At 70.5% G+C, this 14,456-nt stretch carries 16 protein-coding genes and 1 pseudogene; 7 read left to right on the forward strand and 10 right to left on the reverse strand.

The features are described from left to right. Together H5J26_RS31585 and sigE are read right to left on the reverse strand one after the other, a co-directional pair. On the reverse strand, positions 1-439 hold a 439-nt coding region (locus H5J26_RS31585), incomplete at its 3' end, for an anti-sigma factor family protein (RefSeq protein WP_235980862.1). 11 nt (positions 440-450) lie between these two features. Continuing rightward, a complete protein-coding gene (sigE, locus tag H5J26_RS20580; RefSeq protein ID WP_181767393.1) occupies positions 451-1,224 on the reverse strand; it encodes an RNA polymerase sigma factor SigE in 774 nt (257 codons plus the stop codon). A 173-nt stretch (positions 1,225-1,397) separates the two neighbouring features. Between sigE and H5J26_RS20585 the strand changes: the two genes are divergently transcribed. Then, on the forward strand, positions 1,398-2,084 hold the full coding sequence (locus tag H5J26_RS20585) for an O-methyltransferase (RefSeq protein WP_181767394.1): 687 nt from the start codon (positions 1,398-1,400) through the stop codon (positions 2,082-2,084). 147 nt (positions 2,085-2,231) lie between these two features. On the opposite strand, the gene H5J26_RS20590 is transcribed toward H5J26_RS20585, so the two are convergent. Next, positions 2,232-2,399, reverse strand: a complete 168-nt coding sequence (locus tag H5J26_RS20590) for a DUF3117 domain-containing protein (RefSeq protein ID WP_016469583.1) — start codon at positions 2,397-2,399, stop codon at positions 2,232-2,234. A gap of 307 nt (positions 2,400-2,706) precedes the next feature. Between H5J26_RS20590 and H5J26_RS20595 the strand changes: the two genes are divergently transcribed. Then, the gene (locus H5J26_RS20595; protein WP_181767395.1) at positions 2,707-3,495 is read left to right on the forward strand and encodes an enoyl-CoA hydratase-related protein; all 789 of its coding nucleotides are present in this window, start codon (positions 2,707-2,709) and stop codon (positions 3,493-3,495) included. 54 nt (positions 3,496-3,549) lie between these two features. Here the strand turns inward: H5J26_RS20595 and H5J26_RS20600 are convergent, their stop codons facing one another. Beyond that, positions 3,550-4,158: a DNA-3-methyladenine glycosylase I gene (locus tag H5J26_RS20600; RefSeq protein ID WP_181767396.1), complete on the reverse strand. Its 609-nt coding sequence runs from the start codon at positions 4,156-4,158 to the stop codon at positions 3,550-3,552. Beyond that, the gene (locus H5J26_RS20605) at positions 4,148-4,576 is read right to left on the reverse strand and encodes a cell division protein DivIVA (protein WP_210771573.1); all 429 of its coding nucleotides are present in this window, start codon (positions 4,574-4,576) and stop codon (positions 4,148-4,150) included. The genes H5J26_RS20600 and H5J26_RS20605 overlap by 11 nt, the downstream gene beginning before the upstream one ends. A gap of 157 nt (positions 4,577-4,733) precedes the next feature. On the opposite strand from H5J26_RS20605, the gene folP reads away from it, so the two are divergent. Then, positions 4,734-5,603 (forward strand): dihydropteroate synthase, encoded by an 870-nt coding sequence (folP, locus tag H5J26_RS20610; RefSeq protein ID WP_181767397.1) that lies wholly within the window; start codon positions 4,734-4,736, stop codon positions 5,601-5,603. A gap of 64 nt (positions 5,604-5,667) precedes the next feature. On the opposite strand, the gene H5J26_RS20615 is transcribed toward folP, so the two are convergent. Both H5J26_RS20615 and dapE read right to left on the reverse strand, forming a co-directional pair. Continuing rightward, positions 5,668-6,414, reverse strand: coding sequence for a TIGR00730 family Rossman fold protein (locus H5J26_RS20615; RefSeq protein WP_181767398.1), 747 nt, complete (start codon positions 6,412-6,414; stop codon positions 5,668-5,670). A 144-nt stretch (positions 6,415-6,558) separates the two neighbouring features. After that, positions 6,559-7,638 (reverse strand): succinyl-diaminopimelate desuccinylase, encoded by a 1,080-nt coding sequence (dapE, locus tag H5J26_RS20620; protein ID WP_181767399.1) that lies wholly within the window; start codon positions 7,636-7,638, stop codon positions 6,559-6,561. Between the two features lie 51 nt (positions 7,639-7,689). Between dapE and H5J26_RS20625 the strand changes: the two genes are divergently transcribed. Both H5J26_RS20625 and H5J26_RS20630 read left to right on the forward strand, forming a co-directional pair. After that, entirely contained in the window at positions 7,690-8,679 is a 990-nt protein-coding gene (locus H5J26_RS20625) for a hypothetical protein (RefSeq protein WP_181767400.1), read from the forward strand. A gap of 337 nt (positions 8,680-9,016) precedes the next feature. Further along, positions 9,017-9,505, forward strand: a complete 489-nt coding sequence (locus H5J26_RS20630; RefSeq protein ID WP_181767401.1) for an ATP-binding protein — start codon at positions 9,017-9,019, stop codon at positions 9,503-9,505. A 131-nt stretch (positions 9,506-9,636) separates the two neighbouring features. On the opposite strand, the gene dapC is transcribed toward H5J26_RS20630, so the two are convergent. Both dapC and fdxA read right to left on the reverse strand, forming a co-directional pair. Next, entirely contained in the window at positions 9,637-10,740 is a 1,104-nt protein-coding gene (dapC, locus tag H5J26_RS20635; RefSeq protein ID WP_181767402.1) for a succinyldiaminopimelate transaminase, read from the reverse strand. 152 nt (positions 10,741-10,892) lie between these two features. Further along, on the reverse strand, positions 10,893-11,219 hold the full coding sequence (gene fdxA, locus H5J26_RS20640; protein WP_027764481.1) for a ferredoxin: 327 nt from the start codon (positions 11,217-11,219) through the stop codon (positions 10,893-10,895). A 135-nt stretch (positions 11,220-11,354) separates the two neighbouring features. On the opposite strand from fdxA, the gene H5J26_RS20645 reads away from it, so the two are divergent. Continuing rightward, complete coding sequence (locus tag H5J26_RS20645) at positions 11,355-12,431, forward strand: GNAT family N-acetyltransferase (RefSeq protein ID WP_181767403.1); 1,077 nt, start codon at positions 11,355-11,357, stop codon at positions 12,429-12,431. Beyond that, complete coding sequence (locus H5J26_RS20650; RefSeq protein ID WP_235980861.1) at positions 12,428-13,423, forward strand: transglutaminase-like domain-containing protein; 996 nt, start codon at positions 12,428-12,430, stop codon at positions 13,421-13,423. The genes H5J26_RS20645 and H5J26_RS20650 overlap by 4 nt, the downstream gene beginning before the upstream one ends. A gap of 73 nt (positions 13,424-13,496) precedes the next feature. Here the strand turns inward: H5J26_RS20650 and H5J26_RS20655 are convergent. Beyond that, a pseudogene (locus H5J26_RS20655) lies at positions 13,497-14,456 on the reverse strand (hypothetical protein); the annotation flags it as partial.

A 14,456-nucleotide genomic window follows, 5' to 3' on the forward strand; every position in this document is an offset into this window, starting at 1 on the left:
GCGAAGTCAGCCGGTCCATCTCGTGTATCCGGAAACCGCGGCTGGCGGAGAGCGCACTGCTGCCCCGTCCGCCCCGCAGATAGTCGAAGGCCAACGCGGCGCCGCCGGGCCCGGTGGACGAAGCCGCCGTACGGGAGAGGCCGTCACTGCCGGAGCCCTCGCCGTCGTGCGGGCCGTCGGGGTCTCCTGCGGGCAAGCCCTGCAGCCGCGCGAGCAGCCCGTCGGAAGGAGGCGGCGGCGCGGTGTCGGCGAAGACGTTCTTCACCCTGCGCTGGGCGTCGGCCTCCGTCTTGCAGCTGCAGCATGTGGCCAGGTGTGAGAGGACACGCTCGCGGGCGTCGTGGCCGAGCTCACCGTCGATCAACGCGGCGAGGCGGTCACCGAGATGCTGCTCGGCGGGTGTCAGTTCCCTTTCCGGCTGGGGCAATCGGCGGCCCATCTCCGTGCCACTCACGCAGCACCGACCTCCGCGCCCCCTACACCCGGAGCCGCCCCGCTCAGGGCGCGCTGCTGCTCCGCGCGCGCCTCGGGAGAGCGGTGCTGCAACGCCTTGCGAAGCTGCGAGCGTCCCCGGTGGATCCGGCTGCGTACGGTGCCGAGCTTCACGCCGAGCGTGGCGGCGATCTCCTCGTACGACAGCCCTTCGATGTCGCAGAGGACCACGGCAGCCCTGAACTCCGGCGCCAGGACGTCGAGTGCCTGCTGGACGTCGGCGTCGAAGTGGGTGTCGTTGAAGTGCTGCTGCGGCGTGGGCTCGCGGCTGGGCAGCCGCTCCGCCGCGTCGTCCGCGAGGGCGTCGAAACGGATGCGCTGCTTGCGCCGCACCATGTCCAGAAACAGGTTCGTGGTGATGCGGTGCAGCCAGCCCTCGAAGGTGCCCGGCGTGTACGTCGACAGGGAACGGAACACACGGACGAAGACCTCTTGGGTGAGGTCCTCCGCGTCGTGCTGGTTGCCCGTGAGGCGGTACGCGAGGCGATAGACCCGCGCGCTGTGCGTGCTGACGATCTCCTCCCAGGAGGGAGGGGTCCATGCCTGCGCGTCCGCATCGGTGTCGAAGGTCGCCGTCGTCGCGGAGTCGGCGGTGTGGACCTGATCAGCAATGTCGGTCACGGATTTCGGCTCGCCCGCTGACCTGCGGAAACGCTTGAGCATTCCACGGTCCCGGACAGCAGCCGCACCTCCCCTGTCGGCTCTGGTGGTGTCCAGTGGAGCCCCTACCATAGCCACCTCGCCCGTTAGCTCCGGATAAGCACTTTTGACCGGCTCTCGATCCTGCCGCTCTGCTTGCCTTGCCGACGTCATTCAGATTCCCCCCGACGCCCCCTTACACCTTCCACTCCGTTTCAACGCCCGGTCCCATCAGCGTGTTCCCGGGGCAACGGATACAGTCACGGTTGCGTGGAGGACGGGGACAGGAGAGGGCCATTACCGGCAACCGGCAGTCGAGCTGGGCGTTCGCCGATGCCTACGGCGCCGAGCTCGTCGACGACGCCGAGAACGACGCACTGCGCTGGGCCCGCGAGCGGGCCCGGCAGGCAGGCGTGCGCGCGGTGTCCCCTTCCACCGGTGCCACTTTGCGTCTTCTGGCCGCGACCGTCGGCGCCAAGGCCGTCGCCGAGATCGGCACCGGCACGGGGGTCTCCGGGATCCATCTGCTGGCCGGAATGCGACCCGACGGCGTGCTGACGACGGTCGATGTCGAGCCGGAGGGGCAGCAGTTCGCCCGGCAGGCGTTCCGCGCGGCGGGGTTCGTCGGGAACCGTGCGCGCTTCATCCCCGGTTCCGCCCTGGACGTGCTGCCGCGGCTGGCCGACGGCGGCTACGACATGGTCTTCTGCGACGGCGACCGCTCGGAGTGCCTGGCCTACTTCGACGAGGCGCTGCGTCTGCTGCGCCCCGGCGGCCTCGTCTGCTTCGAAGGGGTCTTCGCGGGCGGCCGCACGGTCGACTCCTCCGCCCAGCCCACCGAAGTGCTCAAGTTGCGTGAACTGCTCGGTGCCGTACGGGAGAGCAGCGCCCTGGTGCCGTCCTTGCTGCCGGTGGGCGACGGTCTGCTCTGCGCGGTCAAGCGCAACCTGTGACGTCGAGACCCCGGGCAAGCACCTCAGCACTGTGATTCAGTCCGGGCATGCGGCTGCCCCGGAGCACAAGGTGCTCCGGGGCAGTAGATGGCTCACGGAAGGCGTCCTGTCGGTCTGCTCCACAGCCGGGCGCCGGCTGCCAAGCGTTCAGCCGCAGACCTTCTTCAGCTCCTCGCCGAGCGCAGTCGCCTCATCCGGGGTCAGCTCGACGACGAGTCGCCCACCGCCTTCGAGCGGAACGCGCATGACGATGCCCCGCCCCTCCTTGGTCACCTCGAGCGGGCCGTCACCCGTCCGCGGCTTCATGGCCGCCATGCTCGTTCCCCTTCCTGAAACCAGCTGATCGCAGCCGACAACTCGCGTGTCACCGGCATCGAACACATTGCTCCTCGGCCATTATCCCGCATGGCAGGACCCGATGACCAACTAGAGGTCGCATCACTTGTGACTCGCTCTCGCACAAAACCACTCATTCTGTCGATGAGGCTGCGATACTGCTCCACTTCACGGGTCCGACGCCCCTACGAACCGCCTCACTGTTTGACACAGTTCACACACTGCACACACGTGAGCACCCCGGGGCACTCTGTCGGCGTCCGATGATCTAGGCCATGCTGGGCCCATGTCGGACACCGTGCTCTATGACGTGACCGAGGGTCTCGCGACGATCACCCTCAACCGCCCAGATGCGATGAACGCCCTCAACAACGAGCTCAAGTCGGCTCTTCGCGACACCCTCCGCGCGGCGGCGGCCGACGAAGCCGTGCGAGCCGTGCTGCTGACGGGCAACGGACGGGCCTTCTGCGTGGGCCAGGACCTCAAGGAACACATCGGCGCCCTGAAGGAGCAGGGCGGGAACGCCCTCACCACCGTCGAGGACCACTACAACCCGATCACGCTCACCATCGCGAGCATGCCGAAGCCAGTCGTGGCCGGGGTGAACGGGGTCGCCGCGGGTGCGGGAGCGGGCTTCGCCTTCGCCGCCGACCACCGGGTGCTCGCGAAATCCGCCGCCTTCAACACCTCCTTCGCCGGAATCGCCCTCACCGCCGACTCGGGCATCTCCTGGACGCTGCCCCGGCTGGTGGGCCCGGGCCGCGCCGCGGACCTGCTGCTCTTCCCGCGCAGCGTGCGCTCCGAAGAAGCGATGGAGATGGGGCTGGCCCACCGGGTCGTCCCGGACGAGGAGCTCGCGGAAGCGGCCACAGCTGTGGCACGGCAGCTCGCCCAGGGGCCGACGGCCGCCTACGCGGCGATCAAGGAGTCTCTGGCGTACGGCGCGGGTCACTCACTGGCCGAGACGCTGGAGAAGGAAGCCGAACTCCAGGTGCGTGCGGGCTCATCGCAGGATCATCAGGCTGCTGTCGCCGCCTTCGTGAACAAGGAGAAGCCCCACTTCACCGGAAAGTGATCCTCCGCGGGACGCCCGCTCGACCTGGGAACGCTGCTGCCGGCGGCCGGATGCTCACCGGGTGGCGCCCTCTTCCACCAGCTCACGCGCCCAGCAGTCGGCGAGGTGATCGTTGACCAGGCCGCAGGCCTGCATCAAGGCGTACGCGGTGGTGGGGCCGACGAACCGGAAGCCCCGCTTCTTCAGGTCCTTCGCGAGGGCTTTGGACTCGGGCGTCACGGCGGGGATGTCGGCGCCCGAGCGGGGCGCGGGGCGCTGCTCGGGGTCGGGGGCGAACGACCAGATCAGCGCGTCCAGTTCGCCCTCGCCCAGCTCTGCGGCGACCTTCGCGTTGGCGATGGCGGCCTGGATCTTCGCGCGGTTGCGGATGATCCCGGAATCGGCCAGCAGGCGAGCCTCGTCCGCCGCCGTGAACGCAGCCACCTCCGGGATCCGGAAGCCCGCGAAGGCAGCACGGAAGCCTTCCCGTCGGCGCAGGATCGTCAGCCACGAGAGCCCCGACTGGAACGCCTCCAGGGACAACCGCTCGTACAGGGCGTCGTCGCCGTGCACCGCGCGGCCCCATTCGTCGTCGTGGTAGGCGACGTAGTCCTCGGCGGACAGCCCCCAGGGGCAGCGGAGCCGCCCGTCCGCGCCCGGCATCGCGCCGCCGTCAGTGCTCATCGCGCCGCTCCCCCGCGTCCCTGGTCAACTCGCTGCCGTACTGGCCGAATTCGCCGTACGCACCGCGGCTCATCGCCGCCGCCTGCGCGCCGGCCAGGGCGGACTCCAGCTCCGCGATCCGGGCGTCGCGCTCGGCCAGCTCCGCTCCGAGCCGGTCCAGGATGTCGTCGACCTGCTGCATCCGGTAACCGCGAGCCGTGACGGGCAGGCGCAGGCCGTCGACGTCTGACCGGCTGACGGGGCGGCCGGGCGGCAGCGGCTCGTCGAGCTGGTCGGGCGGGACGTCGGCGAGCCCGCCGGTCGCCGGACGACCGGGGCCGTCGCCGGCGCTGCCGACCACTGCGAGCGTGACCGCGGCGACGACCACGGCGAGCGAGATCAGCAGGAACCAGAACACGGCCAACTCCCCGACGTCCATCCGGATGACTACGGCTGTCTATGGTCCCCGATCGTGCCACGCCCCACCGACACATCGGCCTGATCTGGAGGCGGACCGTCTTCTCGGGCCGGTTAGGGTCGGCGTCGGGGAGGGAACCGGCGTGGGTCCCACCTGTGCTGAACGAGAGGAATGGCGGATGCTGCGCCTGGGGACACGCGAGTTCGGGCCTCACGAGAAAGTGATCATGGCCATCGTGAACCGGACACCGGACTCCTTCTACGACCAGGGCGCCACCTTCCGCGACGAGCCCGCCCTGGACCGGGTGGAGCAGGCGGTGACCGAGGGCGCCGCCATCATCGACGTCGGCGGCGTCAAGGCCGGCCCCGGTACGGAGGTGTCCGCCGAGGAGGAGATCCGGCGCACCGTGGGCTTCGTCGCCGAGGTCCGCCGCAGGCACCAGGACGTCGTGATCAGCGTCGACACGTGGCGGCACGAGGTGGGCGAAGCGGCCTGTGCCGCGGGAGCCGACCTGATCAACGACGCGTGGGGAGGCGTGGATCCGGAGCTCGCCGCGGTGGCCGCCCGGCACGGCGCCGGGCTGGTGTGCACGCACGCGGGCGGCGCCCGGCCGCGCACCCGGCCCCATCGTGTGAGCTACGACGGCGAGGGCGGCGTGCTGGCCGACGTCCTACGCGTCACGACCGGGCTTGCCGAGCGCGCCGCCGGGCTCGGAGTGCGGCGGGACGGGATCCTCATCGACCCGGGGCACGACTTCGGCAAGAGCACCCGGCACTCGCTCGAGGCCACTCGCGGACTGGGCGAGATGATCAGTACGGGATGGCCCGTACTCGTATCGCTGTCGAACAAGGACTTCGTCGGGGAGACGCTGGACAAGCCGGTCAAGGAGCGGCTGACCGGCACCCTCGCCACGACCGCCGTCTCCGCCTGGCTGGGCGCCCAGGTCTACCGCGTCCACGAGGTGGCCGAGACGCGGCAGGTCCTGGACATGGTGTCCTCCATCGCGGGACACCGCCCACCCGCCGTCGCCCGCCGGGGACTGGCCTGACTCATCGAGCGGCCGGACGGGGCGGGCACACAGCCCGGCTGCCGTCCGGCGCTGCCTGTCCGGGTCAGCCGGCTTCCTTCGTCACCACGGCGACCGCCTCCTCGATGTCGTCCGTGACGTGGAAGAGCTCCACGTCACGCGCCGAGGCCTTGCCCTGGGCGACGACCGAGCCGTGCAGCCAGTCGATGAGCCCCTGCCAGTACTCGCTGCCGAAGAGGACGATCGGGAAGCGCGTGACCTTCCTGGTCTGCACGAGGGTCATCGCCTCGAACAGCTCGTCCAGGGTGCCGAGCCCGCCCGGCAGGACGACGAAGCCCCGCGCGTACTTCACGAACATCGTCTTGCGCACGAAGAAGTAGCGGAAGTTCACGCCGATGTCGACGTACTGGTTCAGCCCCTGCTCGAAGGGGAGCTCGATGCCGAGACCGACAGACGTGCCGCCGGCCTCCAGCGCGCCCTTGTTGGCGGCCTCCATCGCACCCGGCCCGCCCCCGGTGATCACCCCGAAGCCCGCTTCGGCGAGTGCCCGGCCGATGCGGACGCCGGCCTCGTACTCCGGCGAGTCCAGCGGCGTACGTGCGGAGCCGAAGACGCTGATGGCGGGGCCGAGTTCGGCGAGAGCGCCGAAGCCCTCCACGAACTCCGACTGGATCCGCATGACCCGCCACGGGTCCTCGTGGACCCAGTCGGACGGCCCGGTGGTGTCCAGCAGCCGCTGATCCGTCGTCTCCGCCTGCATCTGCTTGCGGCGGCGGACCACCGGACCGAGACGCTGCTCCCGAGGACTCTGTCCACGCTCCGGGCTGCTCATCGCCTGCTCCCTCCGACTTCGATCATTCTGGTTCAGCGTACGCAGCGAAGTGACGAACCGAGGTGACGCGCAGCGGGATTCGGACTGGCGGGACGGTGTCGATCCGCTCCGCGCCGGCCCGCAGGTGTCCTCGCGGGGAAGAGCTCAGGCAGTCAGCCAGGTGCGCAGCCGCTCCTCACAGTGAAGGATCTTCGAAGTCTCCACGCGCTCGTCGCGCTTGTGCGCCAGGTTCGGATCGCCCGGCCCGTAGTTCACGGCGGGCACACCGAGCGCGCTGAACCTGGAGACGTCGGTCCAGCCGTACTTGGGCAGGGGCTCGCCGCCGACGGCGTCGATGAACGCCTTCGCCGCCGGGTGCGACAGGCCGGGCAGCGCACCGGGCGAGCTGTCGTCGACGGTCAGCTCCCACTCGCCGCAGTCCGCGAAGACCTCCCGGACGTGTGCGAGGGCCTGCTCCTCGTCGATGTCGGGCGCGTAGCGGTAGTTGACGGTGACGGTGCAGGAGTCGGGAATGACGTTGCCCGCGACACCGCCCTCGATGCCCACGGCGTTGAGGCCCTCCCGGTACTCCAGCCCGTCGATCACCTTCCGCCGCGGCTCGTACGCGGCGAGCCGGGCCAGGACGGGTGCCGCCGCGTGGACGGCGTTGGACCCCTTCCAGCTCCGCGCGGAGTGGGCGCGGACGCCGCTCGTACGCAGCTCGACGCGCAGCGTGCCCTGGCAGCCGCCCTCGACCCGGCCGCTGGAGGGCTCCAGCAGTACGGCGAAGTCGCCGGCGAGCCACTCGGGGTGTGCCGCGGCGACGTGGCCGAGGCCGTTGAGGTGGGCGGCGACCTCCTCGTTGTCGTAGAAGACGAAGGTCAGGTCGCGGTTGGGCTCGGGGACCGTCGCGGCGATCCGCAGCTGCACCGCGACCCCCGCCTTCATGTCGCTCGTGCCGCAGCCCCACAGCACGCCGTCCTCATCGAGGCGGGAGGGCACGTTCTCCGCAATGGGCACGGTGTCGATGTGCCCGGCGAGGATGACGCGCTCGGGCAGGCCGAAGCCGGTGCGGGCGACGATGTTGTTGCCGTGCCGGTCGACGCTCAGATGCGGCAGGGGGCGCAGCGCGGCCTCGACGGCGTCGGCGATCTCCCGCTCCGTCCCGCTCTCGGAGGGGATGTCGACGAGCCGTGCGGTGAGCAGTGCGGCGTCCTGCTCCAGGTCGAGTTCGTTGTGCTGCATGAAGCAAGCCTACGGGCGGCAACTGTCGCCGAACCGGCTACCTTTGTGCCCGTGTCCCGCTCCGATTCGCGCCCCCAGAAGCCCCGCGCCCGAGTTCTGCGCATAGCAGCGGCGTGTGTGGTGTTGCTCGCCATCGCCGGCTACGTGGCCACGCAGTACGTCACGAGCAGTACCGGACCGGCGCGATGCACCGTGAGAACGGTCGGCACGAAGTCGAAGGACTACGAGATCAGGCCTGAACAGGCCGCCAACGCGGCCACCATCACGGCCGTGGGCTCACAGCGCGACCTTCCCGAGCGCGCGGTGACGATAGCGCTGGCGACGGCGATGCAGGAGTCGTCCCTCCGGAACATCCCCCACGGGGACCGTGACTCGCTCGGGCTCTTCCAGCAGCGCCCCTCCCAGGGCTGGGGAACGCAGCAGCAGATCAGTGATCCTGTGTACTCCACGGGGAAGTTCTACGACCATCTCGTGCGGATTCCCGGCTACTCGCGGCTGCCGCTGACCGTCGCCGCGCAACGCGTGCAGCACAGCGGTTACCCGCAGGCGTACGCCAAGCACGAGACGAACGCGGCACTGCTCACCGCCGCGCTGACCGGCCGCCGCGCCGCCGCGCTGAACTGCACGACGGGCCCGGCCGGCGGCGACGGCAAGGCGGGCAGTCCCACGCAGGTACGGGACCGGCTGGTGAAGGAGTTCGGCAAGGACGTCCTCCCCGGCGAAAAGCAGCAGGTGCCCGCATCGGCCGAGGGCGTCAGCCTTCGCGAGAGCGACAGCCGGGGCCAGGGAGGTCTGCCGACGCGCACGAGCGACGGGGAGCCCGAGGTGCTCATCCCGGTCGACGGCGATCAGCGCGGCTGGGAGCTCGCTCACTGGGCGGTGGCGAACTCCTCGGATCTGCGGATCGCTCAGGTCTCCTACCGCAACCACGTCTGGGATTCCTCGAGTTCGGAGGAGGGCTGGCGCAAGCGGGAGGGTTCCGGCGGCTCGCCCGAAGGCGGCCGGTCGACGGTGAACGTGAAGCTGGCGACCGGAAAGTAGCGGGGGCGTACGGACTCTCGCGCCGCGCCGGTGCCCTCCACGTTCGGGGGGTCTCGGCTCGCGTCGACGGACGCGCGCGGTTCCGCTTGGTTACGCCGCCGCGCGCCCCAACACACCTGGAAAAGCTGCGGATTGACGTTTCAGCAAGGCCCAACTCCATCCGGTGAAAACGGGTTTGGGAGAGCCGATCACGGGGCGCATTGCCAATCCTTTACCTCAAGGGCCCGCAACTTTCAGGCCCCTTCGAGCGATAGGCACAGCGCCCGACCGGGCCGAGTCGCCCTGCTGGGCGAGCACAACGTTTTCCGTAGTTAGATCTCTCCGTCAAAGGAGCAACATGTCCCTCCCCCTCACGCGCCGGATCGCCAAGACCGTGCTGCTCACGGCCGCAGGCGCCGCCTCCGTCGTCGGTACGGCCGGTGCGGCCAGCGCCGCCGAACTGCCGTCGACCGCTGACGTGGGCGGGCTGAGCAATCTGGACACCGCACACCTCGGCAAGACCGTCGATGGCGCGTCGCGGAGCGCCAGCCGTCTCGCGCCCAAGAGCAGCACCAGCACCCTTGAGAACGCCGCCCCGCAGGTCGAGAAGAAGGTCGCCGACCAGGGCCGCACCGTCGCCCCCCGCACCTCGAAGCTGGCGGACGCCCCTGCCGACGACGCGCGCGCCCTCCCGGCCAACGCCCGTTCCGCCACCTCCAACCTGCCGCAGCAGCCCCAGGAGCTGACGACCAGCCGTCTGCTGAAGTCCGCGGACACCGCCGGCCTGACGAAGAAGCTCCCCGGCAAGGGCAAGCTCTCCGTGGCCGGCATGCCGATCGGCGGCTGACACAGCACCTCCGAGCCGCAGCGCATCGGCGCGGCACGGTGATTGCGCGAAAAGGGGGCCACGGAGAATTCTCCGTGGCCCCCTTTTCGCGCTTCCGCGCTTTCACGCGCGGTTCCGCTCCTGCTGCCGCCTCACGCCGTGAGCCGGCGTACCGCCTCCGAGACACGCTCGTCCGTCGCCGTGAACGCGACCCGGACGAACTGCTCCCCGGCCACCCCGTAGAAGTCACCCGGTGCGACGAGCACGCCCAGCTTGGAGAGCTCGCCGACGGTGTCCCAGCACGGTTCGTCCCGTGTCGCCCACAGGTACAGGGACGCCTCGCTGTGCTCGATGCGGAACCCCCGTGCCTCAAGTGCCGTACGCAGAGCGCCTCGTCGGGCCGCGTAGCGCTCGCGCTGCCGCGTCACGTGGGCGTCGTCACCGAGTGCCGCGACGGTCGCCGCCTGTACCGGCGCGGGCACCATCATTCCGCCGTGCTTGCGGATCTGGAGCAGCTCGCCCAGCACCGCGGCGTCGCCAGCCACGAAGGCCGCCCGGTATCCGGCGAGGTTGGAACGCTTGGAGAGCGAGTGGACGGCGACGATGCCCTCGTAGGTGCCGCCGCAGACGTCCGGGTGCAGCACGGAGACCGGCTCGGCCTCCCAGCCGAGCTCCAGGTAGCACTCGTCGCTCACGAGCAGCACTCCGTGCTCGCGTGCCCAGGCGACCGTACGGGTCAGCTCGTCGGCGTCCAGGACCCGACCCGTGGGGTTGGAGGGCGAGTTGAGCCACAGCAGCCGCAGGCCGTCGGGGTCGAGTTCGGTGGGCGAGTCGTAGACGACGGGCTCGGCACGTGCGAGCCGTGCGCCCACCTCGTACGTCGGGTAGGCCAGCCGCGGATAGGCCACGCGGTCGCCCGGCCCCAGGCCGAGCTGTGTCGGCAGCCAGGCGACGAACTCCTTGGAGCCGATGACCGGCAGCACGTTCCCGTGAGCCATGCCCGTGGCGCCCAGGCGGCGTTCGCACCAGCCTGTGAGCGCGTCTCGCAGTTCGGCCGTGCCCCACACCGTCGGGTACCCGGGGCTGTTGCCGGCGTCGGTGAGCGCCCGCAGGATCACTTCCGGGACCGGGTCGACGGGCGTACCGACGGAGAGGTCCACGATGCCGTCGGCGTGTGCCGCCGCTGCGGCCTTGTACGGCTCCAGCCGGTCCCAGGGGAATGCGGGCAGCAGACCGGAGACGGGTGAAGGGGGCACGGGGTCACTCGCTTTCTGGTGTGAAACGCAGCGGTCCCGCACGGCAGCCGGACCGGCCGGCTCGTCGTGCGGGACCACGGACACGCGGGTTGCTGAACTCCGCGGGATGCGGCGGGCGACGGCCTCGTCGCCCGGCCGGTGTCACTCGTCCGTCACTCGTCGTGGCTCTGCGGCGGCAGCGCGGCGATGACGGGGTGGTCCCGCTCGATCAGGCCGAGCTTGCTGGCGCCGCCGGGCGAACCGAGCTCGTCGAAGAACTCGACGTTCGCCTTGTAGTAGTCCTTCCACTCCTCGGGAGTGTCGTCCTCGTAGAAGATGGCCTCGACCGGGCAGACCGGCTCGCAGGCACCGCAGTCGACGCATTCGTCCGGGTGGATGTACAAGGACCGCTGGCCCTCGTAGATGCAGTCGACGGGGCACTCCTCGATGCAGGCCTTGTCCTTAAGGTCGACACAAGGCTCCGCGATGACGTAGGTCACGCTGTCGTTCCTCCTCTTTAGGGCCGGCGGCCGGTGTCGGGCCGCCGCTGGGCGCGCGGGAGCGCGGCGTCGTCGATGCCCGTCCTAGTATCTCCGTTCCCGGTACCGAGACGAACAGGAGGGGCGGGTAGAGCTTTGGAATTCACCACGGGCGGACGCCTCGAAGTCCGAATCACCGCGTCTGACGTGGGGAAACGTGTTTCTGTGCGGTCTTTGACCGGATCTGACGTGCGGCACGCCAGCTTCACCGACACGGTCGGCGTTCTCACATCCTGGAACGACGGTGTGCTGCACATCACCCGTCGTGGCGGACAGAGCGTTCCGATCGCCGAGACTGCGGTGGTCGCCGGAAAAGTCGTACCCGACGCCCCCGCCAGGCGGCGGGGCGTCCCGGCTGCGAGGGTACGTGAACTGGTCGAGGTTGCGGCGCGCGGCTGGCCCGCCATCGAGACGGCACAGCTGGGGGGATGGACGCTCCGGGCGAGCTCGGGGGAGCACACGGCCCGGGACGCGTCCGCGGACGACCAGCCTCCGCAGCTGCGCGAGGGCTTCACGGCCCGCGCCAACTCCGTACTGCCGCTGGGCGATCCGGGGATGCCGCTGGACGAGGCGGTCGAGCGAGCGCGAGGGTGGTACACCTCACGCGGACTGGTGCCCCGCGTACAGGTCACGACAGGCGGCGAACGGACCGACGAACTGCTCGCCGCGGAGCTCGAACAGCGCGGCTGGAGGGGCGAGAAGTACGCCTTGCTGCGGGTCGCGGCCCTCGCCCCGCTCGCCGACCGGGAGCCGGACAGCCGGGTCCTGCTCAGTCGCGTTCCCGACCAGCGCTGGCTCTCGCTCTACCGGCGTACGGGCGGACTGCCCGACGCCGCGGTGAAGGTGCTGACCGGCGGTCCGTCCGTCTGGTTCGCCACCGTTCCCGGGGAGGGCGGCGGGAGCGGGTCGCCGGACGCGATCGGCCGCTGCGTGATCGACGGGCGCTGGGCGGGGTTCGCCGCTGTGGAGGTCGCTCCGGACCGTCGACGGCAGGGCCTGGCGACCGCCGTCATGGCCGAGTTGGCGAGAGTGGCACTCGACGAGGGCGCTTCTGCCGCGTACCTGCAGGTGGAGAGTGACAACGCCGCCGCGGGGGCGCTCTACGACCGGCTGGGCTTCGCAGACCACCACGCCTACCACTACCGCCGAGCACCTCTGGACGGATCCGCATGACGGGTGAGGAAGAGAGCACAGGCGGACGCGGGAACAGGCGGCGTTTCGCCGAGGAGGCACGCGAGGAGCGCCCCGATCTGGCGTTGCTGTGCCTGCTGATCGGCGCCGAAGCGGCCTCGGTGCCCTCGGGCGGAGCCGAACGCGCCGCGAAGGAGCGCGGCCGGGAGGAAGCCTGCCCGAACGACGACGGCCCGGAGGAGGTCGGCGGGGAGGCGGACGACCGGGAGGAGGACACCGCTCCGGTGCCTGACGAGGGCGGCACGGACGAGGCCGGCGTACTCGAGTCCGAGATCGAACTCGACAGGCTGGCCGGTCTGTTGCCGTACGCCACCGCGCGCGGTCCCCAGGACTGGGCGCGTGCGCTCGCGCAGCTGCTCGGCACGGAGCTCGGGTTCCGCGGCGCTCCACCCGACTACCAGCGGCTGGAGTCCTCCCTGCTCCAGTCGGTGCTGCGACGCCGCCGCGGGCTGCCGATCCTGTTGTCGGTCGTGTGGATGGAGGTGGCTCGGCGTGCCGGTGCCCCGGTGTACGGGGTGGCCCTGCCCGGGCACTTCGTCGTCGGCTTCGGCGATCCGAGCGGGGAACACGTCCTCGCCGACCCGTACGACGGCGGCCGTACGCTCTCCGGCAGTGACGTGGAGCGGCTGGTCGCGGACGCCACGGGTTCGCGCGGCCAGCTATCGGAAACCGTGTTCCAGCCCGCCGGTCCGCGCGAGATCGTGCTGCGCATCCTGAACAACATCCGCGCGTGGGCCTCCGCGCGTCCCGAACACTCGGCGGTGCAGCTGTGGGCTCTGGAGATGTCCCTGCTGCTCCCCCACCATCCGGCGCAGCTGCGCTACGAGCATGCCCGACTACTCGTCGAACGCGGGGACTTCCTCGAAGGCGCCGCCGAGATGGAGGACTACGCGGAGGTCGTCGAGGCGGCACAGCCGTCGGCGGCCGAAGCCGTGCGCAAGGCCGCGCACGCCGCCAGGGCGCGGCTCAACTGACCTGCCGCACACGGCCGGAGAGGAAGCCCGGCGGCGTCACCCGTACCGGCTGACGCCGCCATCGCACCTGTGCTCACCGAGCGTTCAGCTGGATCTCCTGCACGCGCTTGGCCGGGGAGGTCTCCTTGAGCGCGAGACGCAGGGCACCCGCGACGTCCTGCGGCGTGACGGGCGTCTTGCTGCCGTCGCCACGGGTGATCTTCACCCCGGCGAACGTCGTCCCGTACAGGTCCTGGAGGACCGGCAGGTCGTACGTGTCGACGAGGGTGCCGTTGACGGGCTTCATGGACAGGAACTTCGGCAGCGACTTCTCCGGGCTGAACTGGATGGAGGCGTTGCCCGCCTTCACCGTCACCAGACCCGACATCGCGGGCCTGCCGAATTCCTTGATCGCCCGCTTGAGTTCACCCTCGCCTATCCGCGGCTGCTGCACGGACACCGGCAGCTCGACGGGGCTGTTGTTGCCCGTGGCGGCGCGGTTCCGGTACGCCTTCTCCAGGGCGTCGCCCGCCTTGCGCGGATCGATGCCCTTGTGCGGCTTGCCCGGGACGGCGACTGCCTTGCCCTTGATGAACTTGACGCTGCCGTCCTTCGGAGCGCCGCCGTCCCCGGTCCTGCGGGAGATGTCGGTCAGGGCCGAGGCCATCTTCTCGCCGTCGACCTTCAGGGCGGGTTCCGCGTCGCGTTCAGCGCCGAAGAGGGAGCCGATGACGGAGACGGGGTTGTAGTCCCGGCCGGCCGCGTCGCGCACGGTGGCCTCGGTGTCGAGGGTCAGACCCGCCACGCTCGGCTTGAGTTGGGCCCGCTGGCCGCTGGCGACGACGGTGAACGGCTGCGTCGTACGGTCACCGAAGGCCGCGTCCAGCTTGTTGACGGCCTCGTGCCTGCTCGTACCGCCGATGTCGATGCCGAGGACCGTGGTGCCGTTCGGGACGTCCGCGTGGTCGAGGAGCAGACCGGCACCATAGGCGATGCCGAGCACCCCGGCGATGCCGATTCCGGCGAGCACCAGGATCGAACGGCCGCCGGACGG

The organism is Streptomyces albidus (ex Kaewkla and Franco 2022) (assembly GCF_013870515.1).
GTDB classification, from domain to species: domain Bacteria; phylum Actinomycetota; class Actinomycetes; order Streptomycetales; family Streptomycetaceae; genus Streptomyces; species Streptomyces albidus.

Excerpts from the sequence above, each read along its gene's own strand:
- sigE (WP_181767393.1), bottom strand. The coding sequence starts at position 1,224 with ATGGTAGGGGCTCCACTGGACACCACCAGAGCCGACAGGGGAGGTGCG.
- H5J26_RS20650 (WP_235980861.1), top strand. The coding sequence starts at position 12,428 with ATGACGGGTGAGGAAGAGAGCACAGGCGGACGCGGGAACAGGCGGCGT.
- dapE (WP_181767399.1), bottom strand. The coding sequence starts at position 7,638 with ATGCAGCACAACGAACTCGACCTGGAGCAGGACGCCGCACTGCTCACC.
- H5J26_RS20630 (WP_181767401.1), top strand. The coding sequence starts at position 9,017 with ATGTCCCTCCCCCTCACGCGCCGGATCGCCAAGACCGTGCTGCTCACG.
- H5J26_RS20615 (WP_181767398.1), bottom strand. The coding sequence starts at position 6,414 with ATGAGCAGCCCGGAGCGTGGACAGAGTCCTCGGGAGCAGCGTCTCGGT.
- H5J26_RS20595 (WP_181767395.1), top strand. The coding sequence starts at position 2,707 with ATGTCGGACACCGTGCTCTATGACGTGACCGAGGGTCTCGCGACGATC.
- H5J26_RS20605 (WP_210771573.1), bottom strand. The coding sequence starts at position 4,576 with ATGGACGTCGGGGAGTTGGCCGTGTTCTGGTTCCTGCTGATCTCGCTC.
- H5J26_RS20600 (WP_181767396.1), bottom strand. The coding sequence starts at position 4,158 with ATGAGCACTGACGGCGGCGCGATGCCGGGCGCGGACGGGCGGCTCCGC.
- H5J26_RS20590 (WP_016469583.1), bottom strand. The coding sequence starts at position 2,399 with ATGGCGGCCATGAAGCCGCGGACGGGTGACGGCCCGCTCGAGGTGACC.
- folP (WP_181767397.1), top strand. The coding sequence starts at position 4,734 with ATGCTGCGCCTGGGGACACGCGAGTTCGGGCCTCACGAGAAAGTGATC.